The sequence below is a fragment of the Telluria beijingensis genome, assembly GCF_030770395.1.
Taxonomy (GTDB): domain Bacteria; phylum Pseudomonadota; class Gammaproteobacteria; order Burkholderiales; family Burkholderiaceae_D; genus Telluria; species Telluria beijingensis.
In genome coordinates this window covers 2127099-2142437 of the sequence record NZ_CP132480.1, presented here as the reverse complement: position 1 = coordinate 2142437, position 15339 = coordinate 2127099, and the positions used below count along the sequence as shown (strand labels likewise).

Annotated in this window: 15 protein-coding genes; 6 read left to right on the top strand and 9 right to left on the bottom strand. The window is 64.8% G+C overall.

Features of this window, described 5'->3' with window-relative positions:
• Positions 1-26: 26 nt before the first annotated feature.
• Positions 27-1238: an MFS transporter gene (locus Q9246_RS09515; protein ID WP_306397264.1), complete on the bottom strand. Its 1212-nt coding sequence runs from the start codon at positions 1236-1238 to the stop codon at positions 27-29.
• Positions 1239-1562: 324 nt separating this feature from the next.
• Between Q9246_RS09515 and Q9246_RS09510 the strand changes: the two genes are divergently transcribed.
• Entirely contained in the window at positions 1563-2555 is a 993-nt protein-coding gene (locus Q9246_RS09510; RefSeq protein ID WP_306397262.1) for an MBL fold metallo-hydrolase, read from the top strand.
• Between the two features lie 82 nt (positions 2556-2637).
• Here Q9246_RS09510 and ilvC read toward each other — a convergent pair whose 3' ends face one another.
• The 7 genes from ilvC to Q9246_RS09475 all read right to left on the bottom strand — a co-directional run bounded on the left by ilvC (position 2638) and on the right by Q9246_RS09475 (position 10017).
• The gene (gene ilvC, locus Q9246_RS09505; protein WP_306397260.1) at positions 2638-3654 is read right to left on the bottom strand and encodes a ketol-acid reductoisomerase; all 1017 of its coding nucleotides are present in this window, start codon (positions 3652-3654) and stop codon (positions 2638-2640) included.
• A gap of 101 nt (positions 3655-3755) precedes the next feature.
• Positions 3756-4247, bottom strand: a complete 492-nt coding sequence (gene ilvN, locus Q9246_RS09500; RefSeq protein WP_005666354.1) for an acetolactate synthase small subunit — start codon at positions 4245-4247, stop codon at positions 3756-3758.
• On the bottom strand, positions 4247-5974 hold the full coding sequence (locus Q9246_RS09495; protein WP_306397259.1) for an acetolactate synthase 3 catalytic subunit: 1728 nt from the start codon (positions 5972-5974) through the stop codon (positions 4247-4249). The genes ilvN and Q9246_RS09495 overlap by 1 nt, the downstream gene beginning before the upstream one ends.
• A gap of 436 nt (positions 5975-6410) precedes the next feature.
• Complete coding sequence (locus tag Q9246_RS09490) at positions 6411-7277, bottom strand: ABC transporter permease (RefSeq protein ID WP_306397255.1); 867 nt, start codon at positions 7275-7277, stop codon at positions 6411-6413.
• The gene (locus tag Q9246_RS09485; protein WP_306397254.1) at positions 7274-8119 is read right to left on the bottom strand and encodes an ABC transporter ATP-binding protein; all 846 of its coding nucleotides are present in this window, start codon (positions 8117-8119) and stop codon (positions 7274-7276) included. Before Q9246_RS09485 ends, Q9246_RS09490 begins: the two co-directional genes overlap by 4 nt.
• 1 nt (position 8120) lies before the next feature.
• Positions 8121-9125 carry an ABC transporter substrate-binding protein gene (locus Q9246_RS09480; protein WP_306397252.1) on the bottom strand — a complete coding sequence of 335 codons (1005 nt, stop codon included), beginning with the start codon at positions 9123-9125 and terminating at the stop codon, positions 8121-8123.
• 16 nt (positions 9126-9141) lie between these two features.
• On the bottom strand, positions 9142-10017 hold the full coding sequence (locus tag Q9246_RS09475) for a TauD/TfdA dioxygenase family protein (protein ID WP_306397251.1): 876 nt from the start codon (positions 10015-10017) through the stop codon (positions 9142-9144).
• Positions 10018-10234: 217 nt separating this feature from the next.
• Here Q9246_RS09475 and Q9246_RS09470 point away from each other — a divergent pair, with 217 nt between their 5' ends.
• The 5 genes from Q9246_RS09470 to Q9246_RS09450 all read left to right on the top strand — a co-directional run bounded on the left by Q9246_RS09470 (position 10235) and on the right by Q9246_RS09450 (position 13641).
• Complete coding sequence (locus Q9246_RS09470; RefSeq protein ID WP_306397250.1) at positions 10235-10807, top strand: RNA polymerase sigma factor; 573 nt, start codon at positions 10235-10237, stop codon at positions 10805-10807.
• Positions 10804-11220 carry a DUF3619 family protein gene (locus Q9246_RS09465; RefSeq protein ID WP_306397249.1) on the top strand — a complete coding sequence of 139 codons (417 nt, stop codon included), beginning with the start codon at positions 10804-10806 and terminating at the stop codon, positions 11218-11220. Before Q9246_RS09470 ends, Q9246_RS09465 begins: the two co-directional genes overlap by 4 nt.
• On the top strand, positions 11217-12050 hold the full coding sequence (locus tag Q9246_RS09460) for a DUF3106 domain-containing protein (protein WP_306397247.1): 834 nt from the start codon (positions 11217-11219) through the stop codon (positions 12048-12050). Before Q9246_RS09465 ends, Q9246_RS09460 begins: the two co-directional genes overlap by 4 nt.
• Complete coding sequence (locus tag Q9246_RS09455) at positions 12037-12573, top strand: RDD family protein (protein ID WP_306397245.1); 537 nt, start codon at positions 12037-12039, stop codon at positions 12571-12573. The genes Q9246_RS09460 and Q9246_RS09455 overlap by 14 nt, the downstream gene beginning before the upstream one ends.
• Positions 12574-12654: 81 nt before the next feature.
• Positions 12655-13641, top strand: coding sequence for an SDR family oxidoreductase (locus tag Q9246_RS09450; protein WP_306397244.1), 987 nt, complete (start codon positions 12655-12657; stop codon positions 13639-13641).
• Here the strand turns inward: Q9246_RS09450 and Q9246_RS09445 are convergent.
• Positions 13635-15284 (bottom strand): choice-of-anchor I family protein, encoded by a 1650-nt coding sequence (locus tag Q9246_RS09445; RefSeq protein WP_306397242.1) that lies wholly within the window; start codon positions 15282-15284, stop codon positions 13635-13637. The genes Q9246_RS09450 and Q9246_RS09445 overlap by 7 nt on opposite strands.
• Positions 15285-15339: the final 55 nt, after the last annotated feature.

Genomic DNA, 15339 nt, shown 5'->3' with positions numbered 1-15339 from the left:
GCTTGTCGCAGGTGTGCCGATGCGGCTCAGGCCGAACGGGGCCTGCGGGGCATCGGCATCTTCAGGTGCAGCACGAGGACAGCCACGGCGCCGGCGGCCGCCACCAGTCCGAACACCAGGAAGGCCGCCTGCAGGCTGCCCACCTGGACCCGCACCAGGTTGACCACGGCGGGCGACAGGAACTGGGCCACGAAGAAGGAGCTCGACCACCACCCCATGCCGCGTCCCCGGTGCTCGAAGTCGAACCTGCCCTGCGCCCACGAGATCAGTGCCGGCACGATGATGCCGCTGGCGACCTGCTGGATGAACGCGAACCCGAGCGCCACCCTGTAATCGGGCGCCAGGCCGATGCCGCACAGGCCGATGGCGAAGCCACCGAACACCAGCAGGATCTGCATGCGCGCACCGAAGCGGACGGTCAGGATGAACAGGATGGCGCCGAGCGGCACGCCCAGGCTGGGCAGCGCGGTGCGCAGGCCGATCGCCTTCGGATCGACGATGCCCAGCTCCCTGAGCAGCAGCGAGAAATTGATGACCTGGACATAGTAGAGCGTCGACAGCAGCACCGTGACGCCACATACCGCGGCCGCGACCAGGTAGGGAAACGGCGCGGCCGCCGCCGGCGCGCTTTGTCGAACGACGGCAGGCTGTCGCGGCGCCGGTTCGAACAGGTACATCAGGCTGCCCAGGAAGATCGGTATCGACACCGCGTACACCAGGAACGGCCACTGCCAGCCCTGGGCCGCCAGGAAGCCCGAGCCCGCGATCGTCAGGCTTCCCAGCAGCGAGCCGACGACGCCCTGGAGCGCCAGCCAGCGGTGCCTTTCCTTCTCTTCGTAGTAGTCCGCCAGCAGGGTATTCACGGCGGTCAGCAGCCCTGCTTCGCCGAGGCCGATGACCACGCGCCCGGCCACCACCGCCCAGAAGTTGTCGATGAAGAGCGGGATCAGGCCACCGACTCCATACAACACCATACCGCCCAGCATCAGCCGGCGGCGGCCGAAGCGGTCGGCGATCACGCCCGCGGCGGGAGCGAACAGCGCGATGCCGGCGCTCGGCGCGGTGACCAGCAGCGGCACCATGACGCTCGCGTAAGGCACTTCGCCGAAGTGCGCCATCAGGGTCGGCAAGGTCGGGGCCAGCGCCAGGATCGCCATCACTGGGAGGAAGCCCGAGAACACCAGGATCCAGCCCTGACGCCATCCGGCCCGCGCCGGTGTGGAAACCGCCGCCGTCATGGCTGCAGCCTTTGGGAAGAATCGGCGAGGCGCGTACATGCCTCATCGAGAACAATGAAAATGGATCTGGTACCAAACATCTTGCGTCTCCTGTTATCGCAGCAAAATCGTCATCGCGAATTACTTTTTCTTGATCCACGTCATTTCACATGAATCATTCTGGCGATACTTCGCCATACATCCACTGGCTTGACTAGCCTCACCATGGTGAGGGTTCCGCCCGGTTGACCGCCGCTGCACAATGCTTAGTCGTCGAGAAGTTGCCAACCAACCCGACCGCGCGCTGGTCGCCAGCGCAATTCATCGTCAAAGGAGGAGTCAATCATGTGGTCCCGTTATGCAAGCATCGTTTCCCTGGGCCTGGCGGCCTTGAGTCCGTTTCATGCACAGGCCGAATCGCCAGCGCCGGCGCAGTGGGTGACGTTGGGGACCGTGGGCGGTCCGATCGTCCACGCCGACCAGGCGCAGATTTCCAATGCGCTGGTCGTGGGCGATGCGGTGTACCTGTTCGATCTCGGAAGTGGCGTATTGCGCCAGGCGGCGGCCGCCAACATCCCCTTGCGCCAGTTGCGCGCGGTGTTCCTGTCGCACCACCATCCCGACCATAACGCCGACCTGGGCCCGGTCATGCTGGCCAAGTGGCTGCGCGGCAGGCAGGAGCCGATGCCGATCGTCGGTCCACGCGGCACGCAGCGCCTTGTTAATGGCATCGTGGACGGGAATGCGGCGACCGAAGACGCCTCGTATGCGGTACAAGGGCCGGCCAACTTGCCGCTGGCGTCGGCCTTCCGTGCCCAGGACCTGCCGGACCTGATGGAGGAGCCCCAGCTGGTGTATGAAGACGACAGGATCCGGGTGCTCAGCATCAGCGTGGAACATTACGAGGTGCCGCCATCGGCGCCGATCGCCAAAGAACGTCGGCCGCTGGCGGTGGCGTTCCGGGTCGAGACCGCAGGCAAGGTCTACGTCTATTCGGGCGACACCGGACCGACGCGCAGGCTGGCGCGGCTGGCGAAGGGAGCGGACGTCCTGGTGACCGAAGTCGTGCATCCCGAAGCCATCGCTGACTATCTGCGCAAGACCTTGAAAGGCGCGTCGGCCGATTTCGCCGATGGCGCGGCCGACCGCATGCGCAAGAGCCACCTCACGCCGCAGGATATCGGGAAGATCGCGGCCGAGGCGGGCGTCCAATCGGTCGTGCTGACGCATTTCGTGCCGGCCCTGGGTACCCAGTCCGACCCGAACATCTTCACCCGCGGTATTTCGCCTGCCTATACGGGCCCCGTCTCGCTGGCCAAGGACCTGGACCGTTTCTGAGGTCCGGAAATAAAAAAAGATCGCCGTTGCAAGGCGATCTTTTTTTTCGTCATCGGGCCCGCAATCGCGGGCCCGACTACGTTCAGTTCTTCGACTGGTCCACCAGCTTGTTCTTCGCGATCCACGGCATCATCGCGCGCAGCTTGGCGCCGACTTCCTCGATCTGGTGCTCGGCCGTCAGGCGGCGGCGCGAGATCAGGGTCGGGGCGCCGGCCTTGTTTTCCAGGATGAAGCTCTTGGCGTATTCGCCGGTCTGGATGTCCTTCAGGCACTGGCGCATGGCGTTCTTGGTGTCTTCGGTCACGATGCGCGGGCCGGTCACGTACTCGCCATATTCCGCATTGTTCGAGATCGAGTAGTTCATGTTGGCGATGCCGCCTTCGTAGATCAGGTCGACGATCAGCTTCAGCTCGTGCAGGCACTCGAAGTAGGCCATTTCCGGCGCGTAGCCGGCTTCGGTCAGGGTCTCGAAGCCTGCCTTGATCAGCTCGACGGCGCCGCCGCACAGCACGGCCTGCTCGCCGAACAGGTCGGTCTCGGTTTCTTCACGGAAGTTGGTCTCGATGATGCCGGCGCGGCCGCCGCCGTTGGCCATCGCGTAGGACAGTGCGATATCGCGCGCCGCGCCCGACTTGTCCTGGTAGACGGCGACCAGGTGCGGCACGCCGCCACCCTGCGTGTAGGTGCCGCGCACGGTGTGGCCCGGGGCTTTAGGAGCGACCATGATCACGTCGAGGTCGGCGCGCGGCACGACCTGGCCGTAGTGGACATTGAAGCCGTGGGCGAAGGCCAGCACGGCGCCCTGCTTGGCGTGCGGCGCGACGTTCTTGTTGTAGACCTCGGCGATGTTCTCGTCGGGCAGCAGGATCATGATGACGTCGGCGTTCTTGACTGCCTCGTCGACCTCGGCGACCTTCAGGCCTGCCTGTTCGACCTTGCCCCACGAGGCGCCGCCGCGGCGCAGGCCGACGGTGACGTTGACGCCCGATTCAGACAGGTTCTGGGCGTGGGCGTGGCCTTGCGAGCCGTAGCCGATGATGGCGACGTTCTTGCCTTTGATGAGGGAGAGGTCGCAGTCTTTGTCGTAGAAAACTTTCATTTTGGGTGTCCTGTATTTTGAGTAATGATGTGGGTGTTCGGGCGTCACGCGTCGGCGGCATAGCCGCCAACTACGTCCGATGTTTCAGCGTTTTTTTGTGATCAGACTTTTAGGATGCGTTCACCACGGCCGATGCCGGAGCCGCCGGTGCGGACCGTCTCGAGGATGGAAGCCCGGTCGATCGAGTCGATGAAGGCGTCCAGCTTCGACTTGGCGCCGGTCAGCTCGATCGTGTAGGTCTTTTCGGTGACGTCGATGATGCGGCCGCGGAAGATGTCGGCGGTGCGCTTCATTTCTTCGCGCTCCTTGCCGACGGCGCGCACCTTGATCAGCATGAGCTCGCGCTCGATGTGCTGGCCTTCGGTCAGGTCGACCACCTTCACCACCTCGATCAGGCGGTTCAGGTGCTTGGTGATCTGCTCGATGATGTCGTCCGAACCCGAGGTCACGATCGTCATGCGCGACAGGGTCGCGTCTTCGGTCGGCGCCACGGTCAGCGTTTCGATGTTGTAGCCGCGCGCCGAGAACAGGCCGACCACGCGCGACAGCGCGCCGGCTTCGTTCTCCAGGAGGACAGAGATAATGTGTCGCATTACAGGTCCTCCGAGCCGAGCAGCATTTCGTTCAGGCCCTTGCCCGCCTTGACCATCGGCCAGACGTTTTCGTTCTGGTCGGTGATGAAGTTCATGAACACCAAACGGTCCTTCATGGCGAAGGCTTCGCGCAGCGAACCCTCGACATCGCCCGGCTTCTCGATGCGCATGCCGACGTGGCCATAGGCCTCGGCCAGCTTTTCGAAATCGGGCAGCGAATCCATATAGGACTCGGAATAGCGCGAACCGTAGTCGATCTGCTGCCACTGGCGCACCATGCCCAGGAAGCGGTTGTTGAGCAGGATGATCTTCGGCGTCAGGTGGTATTGCTTGCAGGTGGCAAGCTCCTGGATGCACATCTGGATCGAGCCTTCGCCTGTGACGCAGGCGACCGTCGCATCCGGATTGGCCATCTGCACGCCCATGGCGTACGGCAGGCCGACGCCCATCGTGCCCAGGCCACCCGAATTGATCCAGCGGCGCGGCTTGTCGAAGGCGTAGTATTGCGCGGCCCACATCTGGTGCTGGCCGACGTCCGACGTGATGAAGGCGTCGCCGTTGGTCACTTTATGCAGCTGCTCGATCACAGCCTGCGGCTTGATCACGATATCCGAAGTCGGATACTTGAGGCAGTCGCGGCCGCGCCACTCGGCGATCTGCTTCCACCAGCCCTGCAGCGCATTGGTATTGGTCTGCACGTTGCCGGCATCGAGCTGCGACAGCAGTTCGACCAGCACGTCCTTGACGTTGCCGACGATCGGAATGTCGACCCGCACCCGCTTCGAGATCGACGAGGGGTCGATGTCGATGTGGATGATCTTGCGCGGATTGGAGGCGAAGTGCTTCGGATTGCCGATCACGCGGTCGTCGAAACGGGAGCCGATGGCGATCAGGACGTCGCAGTGCTGCATCGCCATATTCGCTTCATAGGTGCCGTGCATGCCCGGCATGCCGACGAAATGCGGATCGGACGAGCGCGATCCGCCCAGGCCCATCAGCGTATTCGTGATCGGGAAACCCGTCTTTTCGACCAGGCGGTTGAGTTCATCCGAGGCGTTGGCCAGGATCACGCCGCCGCCCGCATAGATCATCGGGCGCTCGGCATTCTGCAGCAGCTGGACCGCCTTGCGGATCTGGCCGGCATGGCCCTTGTCGACCGGACGGTAGGAGCGCATCTCGATTTCGCGCGGGTACTCGTACAGGCACTTGTTGACCGTGATGTCCTTCGGGATATCGACCAGCACGGGACCGGGACGGCCGGTGCGGGCGATGAAGAAGGCTTTCTTGATGGTCGAGGCCAGCTCGCGCACGTCCTTGACCAGGAAGTTGTGTTTCACCACTGGACGCGTGATGCCGACGGTGTCGCATTCCTGGAAGGCATCCTGGCCGATCGCGTGGCTCGGCACCTGTCCCGAGATCACGACCATCGGGATCGAATCCATATAGGCGGTGGAGAGGCCGGTGACGGCATTGGTGACACCCGGACCGGAAGTGACCAGGGCCACGCCCACGGTGTTCGAGCTGCGCGAATAGGCGTCGGCGGCGTGCACCGCGGCCTGTTCGTGGCGAACGAGGACGTGCTGGAATTTATCCTGGTTGAAGATGGCGTCGTAGATATAGAGGACCGCGCCGCCCGGGTAACCGAAGACGTGCTTGACGCCCTCTTCTGCCAGACAACGGACCACTATCTCAGCGCCCGTGATCGGGACGGCTGAATCGTTACTCATGTACATTCCTTTCAAAACCCAATGGGAGATTGATCGGATGCCCGTTCCTGACGACATGCGTCTTTGCGCGACAACCCTCAGGCTTGACTACTTTCTGCGTGCACGTCGATGTTTCGGACACCGTAGGGTCCTTACGCACCGGCGCTGGGCGCAACTCGTTGAGCGTGAGTGTTTGTAGCGGTCTTACGCATCTCTCGCGCTTGTGGCGCGGGTCGGAGCAAACTGCCTACAAATGAAAGCGTGTCACAACCGGACTGGGCCTTGTGTGCCGAGTTCGGATGACGTAAAAGCCTTGGGGATGCAAAGCGTGAGGGACACCTTACCGCGCCGCACCATTTTGGTCAAGAAGGAAAGATAAAAATCGCTTCACGAACAAAAATGGTGCAACAAATTCGGCGCGAAAGGCATAAAGTGCGTAGTTTTTGCGTGAAAAGCGTTAGCGCTGCATGCCCCAGCGCCGCACGGTAACCCGTTCGAGCGCCTGGAACACGACATGTTCGATCGCGAGGCCGATGAGGATCACGGTCGCCAGCCCCGCGAACACCTTGTCGGTAAACAGTTCATTACGGCTCTGGAAGATATACCAGCCCAGCCCGCCCTGCCCCGAGGTACTGCCAAACACCAGCTCGGCCGCGATCAGTGTCCGCCATGCGAACGCCCAACCGATCTTGAGCCCCGACAGGATCGACGGCAGCGCGGCCGGAATCAGGATCTGCAACACCATCCGCAGTCCGCCCAGCCCATAGTTGCGCCCGGCCATGCGCAGCGTATCGGGGACGGCGCGAAATCCCGCGCTCGCATTCAGGGTCAACGGCCACACCACCGAGTGCACCAGCACCATCAGCAGGCTGCCCTTGCCGAGCCCGAACCACAGCAGCGCCAGCGGCAGCAGCGCAATCGCCGGCAGCGGATTGAACATCGACGTCAGCGTATCGATCAGCTCGCGCCCAAAACGGTTCGATACCGCCAGCCAGGTCAGCAGGAAGGAGCCCGCCACGCCCAGCAAAAATCCCTGGAACAGGATGGCCAGCGACACCGACACATACCCGATGAGCTCGCCCGACAGCAAGCCTTCCCAGAATGCCTTGGCGGTCTGGATGGCGCCCGGCAGCAGCAGGTCGTTATCGAACCAGCGCGCAGCCAGCTCCCATACGACCGCGAGCGCCAGCAGGATGGCAGGCTTGCGCAGCCAGCCGAAGCGGTCCAGCGGGAGGGAGGCATTCGCCGGCGCCGGAGCGGCCAGCGCCGGCTGCAGCGGCAAGACATACTCGGGCCGGATCGGCGGTTCACGCAAGGCAGTCATACCAGCACCGCCTTCGCCTGGCGATCTTGCTCCTCGATCGGCTCGTCGGCGCCAAACAGCAAACCATGAATCCGCTGGGTAGCTGCCTGGAATTCCTGGCTCCCCGCACTTTGCAGGCTGAACTGGTGGCTATTGAGCTCGGCCCGCACCCGCCCCGGATGCGGCGACAGCAGCAGGATGCGGTTGCCCACCACCAGCGCTTCCTCGATCGAGTGGGTCACGAACAGCATGGTAAAACCGATCTCGTCCCACAACGCCTGCAGTTCTTCCTGCATGCTGCGCCGGGTCAACGCGTCGAGCGCGGCGAACGGCTCGTCCATCAGCAGCACGGCCGGCTGCATCGCCAGCGCGCGGGCGATCGCCACCCTTGCCTTCATGCCGCCCGACAGCGTGTGCGGATAGGCGTCGGCAAAGCGCGCCAGGCCGACCTTGCCCAGCCAGTGGCGAGCGCGCTGGTCGGCCTCGCCGCGAGATACGCCGCCGGCCAGCATCGGGAACATCACGTTCTGCTTCACCGTCTTCCACGGCGGCAGCTGGTCGAATTCCTGGAACACGACGATGCGGTCCGGCCCCGGCCCGGTGATCGGCTTGCCCGACAGGCCCAGGCTACCGGCGCGCGGCGCGATGATGCCGCCGATCGCCTTCAACAAGGTCGACTTGCCGCAGCCGGATGGCCCCAGCAACACGAAGCGGTCGCCGCGGTGGACGTCGAAGCTGACGTCGTCGGTGGCCCTCACGATGCCGCGCTCGCTCGCATACTCGAGCGTGACGTGCTCGGCGCGCAGCAGCGGTTCCGCGGTTGCCGTGTTGCGCACCAGGTTCAGGGGGATGGGCGAATTCATCTCAGCTCCCGTTCGCAATCACTGGATGGTCGAAGAAATAATCCTTCCACGACGCCGGCTTGTTCTTGATTGCGCCGACCTGGTGCAGGAACTGGGCCAGGCCCAGCGTGTTCTGCGGCGCCACGCGGAATTGCGTCTTCGGATCCTTGATCACCTTCAGCAGCAGCGCGCGGTCGGTATTGCCCTTGTTGACGCGCAGATAGGCGTCGGCCGCGCCTTCCGGATTGGCGGCGATGTACTGCGCCGCCTCGGCCAGCGCGTCGAGGAAGGCGCGGTAGGTCTTCGGGTTCTCCTTCACATAGTCTTCGGTGGCGTACAGGACGGTCGCCGATGCCGGCCCGCCCAGCACCTGGTAGGAGTCGAGCACGATCTTCGCGTTCGGATTACCCGCGAGCTCTTGCTCCTGGAATGGCGGCCCGCCGAAGTGGGCGTTCAGTTCGGTCTTGCCCGCGATCAGGGCGGCGGCGGCGTCCGGGTGCGGCACGGTCTGGGTGAGCGGGTCGAGTTTCTTGAACTGGGCCGGGCCCCATTGCTTGGCGGCCGCCATCTGCAGGATGCGCGCCTGCACCGACACCGTCACGGCCGGCAGCGCGATGCGGTCCTTGGGACCGAAATCGGCAATGGTCTTGACCGCCGGATTGGTGCTGACCAGGTAGTAAGGAAAGCTGCCGAGCGAGGCCACGCCGCGCACGTTCTGGCGACCTTTGGTACGGTCCCAGATCGTCATCAGGGGGCCGACACCGGCGCCGGCGATATCGATCGAACCCGACAGCAGCGCATCATTGATCACCGCGCCGCCCGAGAGCGTGACCCACTTGACGTCGACGTCGACGCCCTGCTTCTTGCCATGCTTTTCGATGAGCTTCTGGTCTTGCGCCACATTCAGCAGCAGGTAGACCACGCCGAACTGCTCGGCGATGCGGATTTTTCCTTCCGCTTGGGCTAGCGAGGGCAGCGCCAGCGCCAGGGCCGCAGCGGCGGCGGCGATTTTCTTGTTGATTTTCATGGTTTTCCTGGATGAGTCAAAACGGGACGTCGCCTTCGATGGTGGTGCGGTACAGCTTGCGGTGCAGGTGGTCGGGACAGCCGGCCGCCAGGTGCATCAGCGAGCGGTTGTCCCAGAACACCATATCGTGCGGCTGCCACTCGTGGCGGTAGACGTGCTCGGCCCTGCTGCCGTGGTCGAACAGGGCGGCGAGCAGTTCGCGGCTGCGCTGCTCCGGCACGCCCAGGATGCGGGTGGTGAAATGCTCGCTGACGAACAGGGCCTTGCGGCCGGTCTCGGGATGGGTGCGCACCACCGGGTGGACGACCGGCCTGACCTCGTCGACCTGGGCCTGGGTCAGCTTGGGGCGGAACGGATTGCGCTGGCGCAGTTCTTCGTACTTGGCCAGGTACCAGTGCTCGGCCTGCAACCCTTCGACTTCGCGCTTCAGATCGGCCGGCAAGCCTTCCCAGGCCGTATGCTGGTTGGCGAACAGGGTGTCGCCACCTTCTTCCGGCAATTCCTGCGCATGCAGCATCGAGCCCAGGCTGGGTGTTTCCTTGTATGACAGATCCGAATGCCAGTAGTGGCCGGCGTCGCCCAGGCCAATCGGGTGGCCATTCTCCAGAATGTTCGAGACGATCAGCACCTCGGGCTGCTGGGGCAGCTGGAAATTGCGCAGCACGTGGATCTGCAGTGGGCCGAAGCGGCGACTGAACTCCACTTGCTGGGCCGGCGTGATGCGCTGGTCGCGGAAGACCAGCACGTGGTGGTCGAGATGGGCACGGTGCAGGCGCTGGAAGTCGTCGGCGCCGAGCGGACGCGCCAGGTCGAGGCCGATGACTTCGGCGCCCAGCGGCGCGCCGGCGAAGGCATGGATCACAAATTCTTGACGGGGATTATCGAGTGGCATGATGGCATCGGCGGTATGGTCGTGTTAGCAGCCTAACCACGCCCGATTGCCCGAACAACGAATGATTTTGCCTATCCTCATGCAGTTTTTGAACGTTATGCAAATGGCATCCCCGACCGCCGTCGCTGTGCGTTGTCGGTGCAGCTCAGGTGGTTTTTTGCTAGGATGCGAGGGTTTTCCCTAAAGCATGAGCAATACGAGCGCTTCTTGAACCCGCATGGCCACAGATAAAGAACTCAACGACTTCCTCGAGAGTGTCGAACGGCGTGCGTTCAAGCAGGCGGTGTATGCGGTGCGCAAGGACGAGTCGGCGCTGGACATCGTCCAGGACGCGATGATCAAGCTTGCCGAGAAATACGGCGACAAGCCCGCCGCCGAGCTGCCGATGCTGTTCCAGCGCATCCTGCAGACGACGATCCTCGATTACTTCCGGCGCGAGAAGGTGCGCAGCACCTGGGTCAGCCTGTTCGGGAGTTTCAGCCGCAAAGAGGGAAGTGACGATGATGACTTTGATATACTTGCCTCGTATGAGGCGGAAGACGGTTCAGCCGCCGCAGAATCGAGTGCGGACCAGTTTGAGCGTGCACAAACCTTGCGTTTGATCGAAGAAGAAGTACAAAAGCTCCCAATGCGTCAACGGGAAGCCTTCCTCATGCGTTACTGGCAGGATATGGACGTGGCCGAAACGGCCGAAGCAATGGGATGCTCCGAGGGTAGCGTCAAGACGCATTGCTCCCGTGCCACCCACGCCCTCGCCGCAGCGCTCAAGGCCAAGGGAATCAGACTATGAATACCGACGACATCAACCTGGCGTACAAGGTACGCCATGCACTGAACGAACAGCTCGACACCCTGCCGGCGTCGACCACCGACCGGCTGGCCGCCGCGCGCGCGGCCGCGCTCGCGCGCAAGAAGCCGGAGGCATCGTTCCTCCAGGTCAAACCGACCGCTTCCGGCTGGCGCGCGGCCCTGGCCGGCTTCGGCACCTTCGTGTCCGGCCCGGCTATGTCGCGCCTGGCGATCGCCGTGCCGGTGCTGGCGCTGGTGATCGGCATGGGCGGCGTGTACCAGCACGGCCAGCAACAGCAGATCGCCGACCTGGCCGAAATCGACGCGGCCGTGCTGTCCGATGAACTGCCGCTGACCGCCTACCTCGACCCCGGCTTCAACGCGTATCTGGAGTCGCAGCAGCGCCGGCAATGACGAAGAACGACGCTTCACAGTCTCGCGCAACAAAGAAGCCCGGCGCGTCGAAATCCCGCTTTCCGGTGCTGGGGACGGTGGCCGGTGTGCTGGCGGCGGGCGCGATTGCCTGGGTGATCGTCGACCGTTTCGATACCCCGTCCGTGCTGCCCTCGACCGCCGATGCCGTCAACGGCGCGAGCGTGTTGCCAAAAAAGTTCGACAAACCATTGTGGGATGACCTGAGCAGCGCCCAGCAAGTGGCGCTGGCCCCGCTCGAACCCGAATGGAACCGGATGGAAGGACCGCGCAAGCGCAAGTGGATCGAGATGTCGGCCCGCTTCGCCTCGATGCCCGCGTCCGAACAGCAGCGCGTGCATGAACGTATGCGCCAGTGGATGAAGCTCACCCCCGCCCAGCGCGAACTGGCGCGCGAGAACTACAGCCGCACCAGCCGCCTGGCCCAGGGCGACAAGGCGGCCGACTGGGAAAACTACAAGCAGCTGTCGGCGGACCAGAAACGCAAGCTGGCCAACAGCCCGGCGGCGACCCGCCACAAGAGCATCCCGGTCGCGCTGCCCGAGGCGCCGATGCTGGTCACGCCGACGCCCTGCCCACCCAACACCACCCGCCGCGGCGCCGAATGCATCCTGGCCGGCACCGACACCGCCCTGCCGTCGGCGACCGCCAGCGTACCGCCCGCCGGCACTCCCCCGGCCGCCGGCCCCGCCACCCCCGCCGTGACGCCGGGGCCGGCCAGTGCCTCCCCAGGCGTCGACACCGGCAGCGGCGCCATCGCCGCGCCGGGCGGCCAGCAGGCCCCCGCGCAGGCCGCCAATGCAAGCAACTGAGCCGCTCGTCACCTCGGGCGCCGAAGGCGCGGCAAGCGGCGCGCCGACCGTCAAGCGCCGCGTCACGGCGATGGTCTATGAATTCTTCCTGCTGTTCGCGGTCGAGATGCTGGCGGTGCTGGTCTACATCCTCCTCACCGGCAACCGCCAGGAACCGTTGTTCCAGCATGGGCTGAAGCTCTACCTGTTCCTGGTGACGGGCCTCTACTTCACCTGGTGCTGGCGCGACAGCGGCCATACGCTGGCCATGAAGACCTGGCGCATCAAGGTGGTCCAGGCTGGCCACGCTCGCCTGCCATGGCGCACGGCCATCGTGCGCTACCTGCTGGCCTGGGGCTGGTTCGCGCCGGCCCTGGTCGTGTGCGCGGTATTTGGATTGCACGCCAAGGGCGAAATCGCCGTTGCGCTCACGATCGGCATCGTCGCGTGGGCGCTGACTGCCTTCCTCGACAAGGACCGGCAATTCCTGCACGACCGCCTGGCCGGCACCCGCCTGGTCCTGCTGCCAAAAATCAAACGCTGAGCTTGCCGCGCGGCATTCGAACGCGGCGATCGGGAAAATCGCGAAATAATCGGCCTTTTCACTGTGAATGAAAGGTCAACGATGAAGCGATCGACTCTCCGCGTGGTCATCATGGGCGCCTCGAGCGGCATCGGCGCCGCCACCGCCGTCGCTTTCGCCCGCCAGGGCGCCGACCTGGTGCTTGGCGCGCGCGGCAAGGAAGGGCTGGACGATGTCGCCCGCCGCTGCTTCGCAGCCGGCGGCCGGGCCGACACGGTGGTGGTCGACGCCACCGACGCCGATGCGGTGGCAAGCTTTGCGCGCGAGGCGCGCGCCATCCTGGGCCAGATCGACCTGTGGTTCAGCAATGTCGGCAGCGGCGTGGTCGGCAAGTACCACGACGTGCCGATGGCCGACCACCGCAAGGTGGTCGAGACCAACCTGCTCACCCATATGCACGACGCGCACGCGGTGCTGCCGATCTTCCTGGAGCAGGACCACGGCATCTGGGTCAATATGATCTCGGCCGGCGGCTACGTCGCCTCGCCGTATGCGGCGGCGTACGCGGCCAGCAAGTTCGGCCTGCGCGGCTTCAGCGAAGCCCTGCGCGCCGAACTCGGCAAGCGGCGCGACATCCACGTCTGCAATGTGTACCCGACCTTTGTCGATTCGCCCGGCTTCAGCCACGCGGCCAACTATACCGGCGCCAGGCTGTCGTATCCGCCGGGCGCGTTGGCGCCGGAAACCGTGGCCAACGCCGTCGTCAAGCTGGCGCACCGTCCGCGCGCCACGACCGTGATCGGCGCGCCGGCCGCTGCGATGAAAGCTACCCAGCTGGCGCCCGACCTGATCGCGGCCGGCATGAACCGCTTCATGGATGCCTGGGCCAAGCGCGCCGATCCGGCGCGTGACACCCGCGGCGCCTTGTACGAGCCGCCGCATGGCGCCAGCGGCATCCACAGCGAACCGGGCCGCCTCAATCAGCCGCGCAGCCAGCCGGCGACCAACAAGGCGCTGGTCGCCGGCGCGGCGGTGGTGGCCGCCGCGGTCGGATTGGGACTGCTGCGCAAGCAGCGTGCGGATCAGTAACTCAGGTTGATCTGCATGACGGCGGTCGTGCCGCTGACCTCGTTACCGACGATCAGCAGCGGCTTGCCGTTCGGCGACCTGTTCGCGGGGATCAGGGTCAGGCCTTCCGGACCCAGGTCGCCCTTGTCGCCGTCGCGGGTGTTCAGGTAGGTGACGAACGAGGCCTGGGCAGGTTTACTCACGTCGTACACCATCACGCCGCCGACGCGCTCCAGGCCGATGAAGGCATAGTGCTTGTCGCCGAACTTGCCGACCACGGCGCCTTCCGGTTCCGGGCCCTTCGAGGCGCTGCGGTCTTCCAGGTCGTTGTTGTCGTTGCTGGCGTTGAACTTGACGTTCGGCAGCGCCGTGGTGCGGCGCTCGAACTCGTCGCCCGAATCGTAGACGCGCTTGATGTCGGTATCCCAGATCGAGAACGAACGGCCGCCGAAGGTGTACAGCTCGGTGCACTGGCCGGCGGCATTCTTGCCGGTAAATCCGCCGTTCGGCGTGGTCGTCACGCGCAGGCGGCCCAGGTTCGAATCGAAGATCTTGTTGGCCGCGTCCGGGAACACGGCAGGGTCGAGACCTGCCGTGCAGTGGGCGCGCACGCGGCTCTCTTCGTTGAAGCCCGGCCAGTCGGCGCGCGCATCGCCCTCGTTCGCGGTGATCAGGTAGCGCTTGCCATCCACCGTGAAGCTGGCGATGGCGTCCGGCAGGTACATGCCCTTCACCGGCTGCGGGCCGATCCTGATCGCCGGCGAACCGCTGTTGGTATTCGTGCCGCCGTCTTCGTCCGAGGCATCCATGCCCATGCCCGCCACGTTGTGGTCCTTGAAGCCGAGCGGCTTGACCGCGGTGACTTTTGCGGTGGCGACGTCGACGATGGCGATCGCATTGTTCTCCTGCAGGGTCACGTAGGCGGTGCGGCCGTCGTCGCCGACGGTGATGTATTCGGGCTCGAAGTCCTGGGCCGCGCTGGCGTTCGGTCCGAAGATGCGGATGCCCTGCGCGCGCAGGGCGGCTTCCTGGCCGTTGAAGGCGCGGAAGTCGGCGGTCGCCACCGAAGGCGTGCCGCCGCGGTTGACGGTGATGACGCTGACCGAGCCTTCCGGGTCGGCCGTGCCGGCCACGCCGTAGCCGCTCGGTTCGCCCTCGTTCGCCACCAGCACCTTGCTGCCGTCCGGGGTAAAGGTCAGCATGTCGGGCAAGGCGCCGACCTTGACGCTGTTGACCAGTTTCAGGTCGGCCGCGTTGTAGAAGGCCACGGTGCCCGGTTCGGTCTTGGGATTCGATTCGATCGCCAGCGCCACCAGGCCATCGTGCACGGCGACGCTGTTGACGGCCTTGCCCAGGCTTGCGACATTGATGGTGCCGATCAGTTTCGGGGTGGCGGGCGCCGCCAGGTCCAGCACGTCGACGGTGCCGTTGGCGCCGTTGACGACGAACAGGCGGCGGCTGGCCGCGTCATAGGCCGTGATCTCGGCCGCGCCGACCGCGCCGCCGTTATAGCTGCCGATTTTCTGCAGCGCGAGCGTGGTCGGCGTCGGATCGTCGTCGTCGTCGCCGCCGCAGGCCGCGAGCATGCAGGCCAGCGCGATCGCGCTCATCATGGGGAGGAATTTGGCGGACTTGGTGGCGGAGGCGGGACGGCGCAGGAACATGGTTGTCGATTTTCCAAGTGTGAAAAATCGACAGCATAGGGGCCTAAAGTGACAG

Excerpts from the sequence above, each read along its gene's own strand:
- Q9246_RS09515 (WP_306397264.1), bottom strand. The coding sequence starts at position 1,238 with ATGACGGCGGCGGTTTCCACACCGGCGCGGGCCGGATGGCGTCAGGGC.
- Q9246_RS09510 (WP_306397262.1), top strand. The coding sequence starts at position 1,563 with ATGTGGTCCCGTTATGCAAGCATCGTTTCCCTGGGCCTGGCGGCCTTG.
- ilvC (WP_306397260.1), bottom strand. The coding sequence starts at position 3,654 with ATGAAAGTTTTCTACGACAAAGACTGCGACCTCTCCCTCATCAAAGGC.
- ilvN (WP_005666354.1), bottom strand. The coding sequence starts at position 4,247 with ATGCGACACATTATCTCTGTCCTCCTGGAGAACGAAGCCGGCGCGCTG.
- Q9246_RS09495 (WP_306397259.1), bottom strand. The coding sequence starts at position 5,974 with ATGAGTAACGATTCAGCCGTCCCGATCACGGGCGCTGAGATAGTGGTC.
- Q9246_RS09490 (WP_306397255.1), bottom strand. The coding sequence starts at position 7,277 with ATGACTGCCTTGCGTGAACCGCCGATCCGGCCCGAGTATGTCTTGCCG.
- Q9246_RS09485 (WP_306397254.1), bottom strand. The coding sequence starts at position 8,119 with ATGAATTCGCCCATCCCCCTGAACCTGGTGCGCAACACGGCAACCGCG.
- Q9246_RS09480 (WP_306397252.1), bottom strand. The coding sequence starts at position 9,125 with ATGAAAATCAACAAGAAAATCGCCGCCGCCGCTGCGGCCCTGGCGCTG.
- Q9246_RS09475 (WP_306397251.1), bottom strand. The coding sequence starts at position 10,017 with ATGCCACTCGATAATCCCCGTCAAGAATTTGTGATCCATGCCTTCGCC.
- Q9246_RS09470 (WP_306397250.1), top strand. The coding sequence starts at position 10,235 with ATGGCCACAGATAAAGAACTCAACGACTTCCTCGAGAGTGTCGAACGG.
- Q9246_RS09465 (WP_306397249.1), top strand. The coding sequence starts at position 10,804 with ATGAATACCGACGACATCAACCTGGCGTACAAGGTACGCCATGCACTG.
- Q9246_RS09460 (WP_306397247.1), top strand. The coding sequence starts at position 11,217 with ATGACGAAGAACGACGCTTCACAGTCTCGCGCAACAAAGAAGCCCGGC.
- Q9246_RS09455 (WP_306397245.1), top strand. The coding sequence starts at position 12,037 with ATGCAAGCAACTGAGCCGCTCGTCACCTCGGGCGCCGAAGGCGCGGCA.
- Q9246_RS09450 (WP_306397244.1), top strand. The coding sequence starts at position 12,655 with ATGAAGCGATCGACTCTCCGCGTGGTCATCATGGGCGCCTCGAGCGGC.
- Q9246_RS09445 (WP_306397242.1), bottom strand. The coding sequence starts at position 15,284 with ATGTTCCTGCGCCGTCCCGCCTCCGCCACCAAGTCCGCCAAATTCCTC.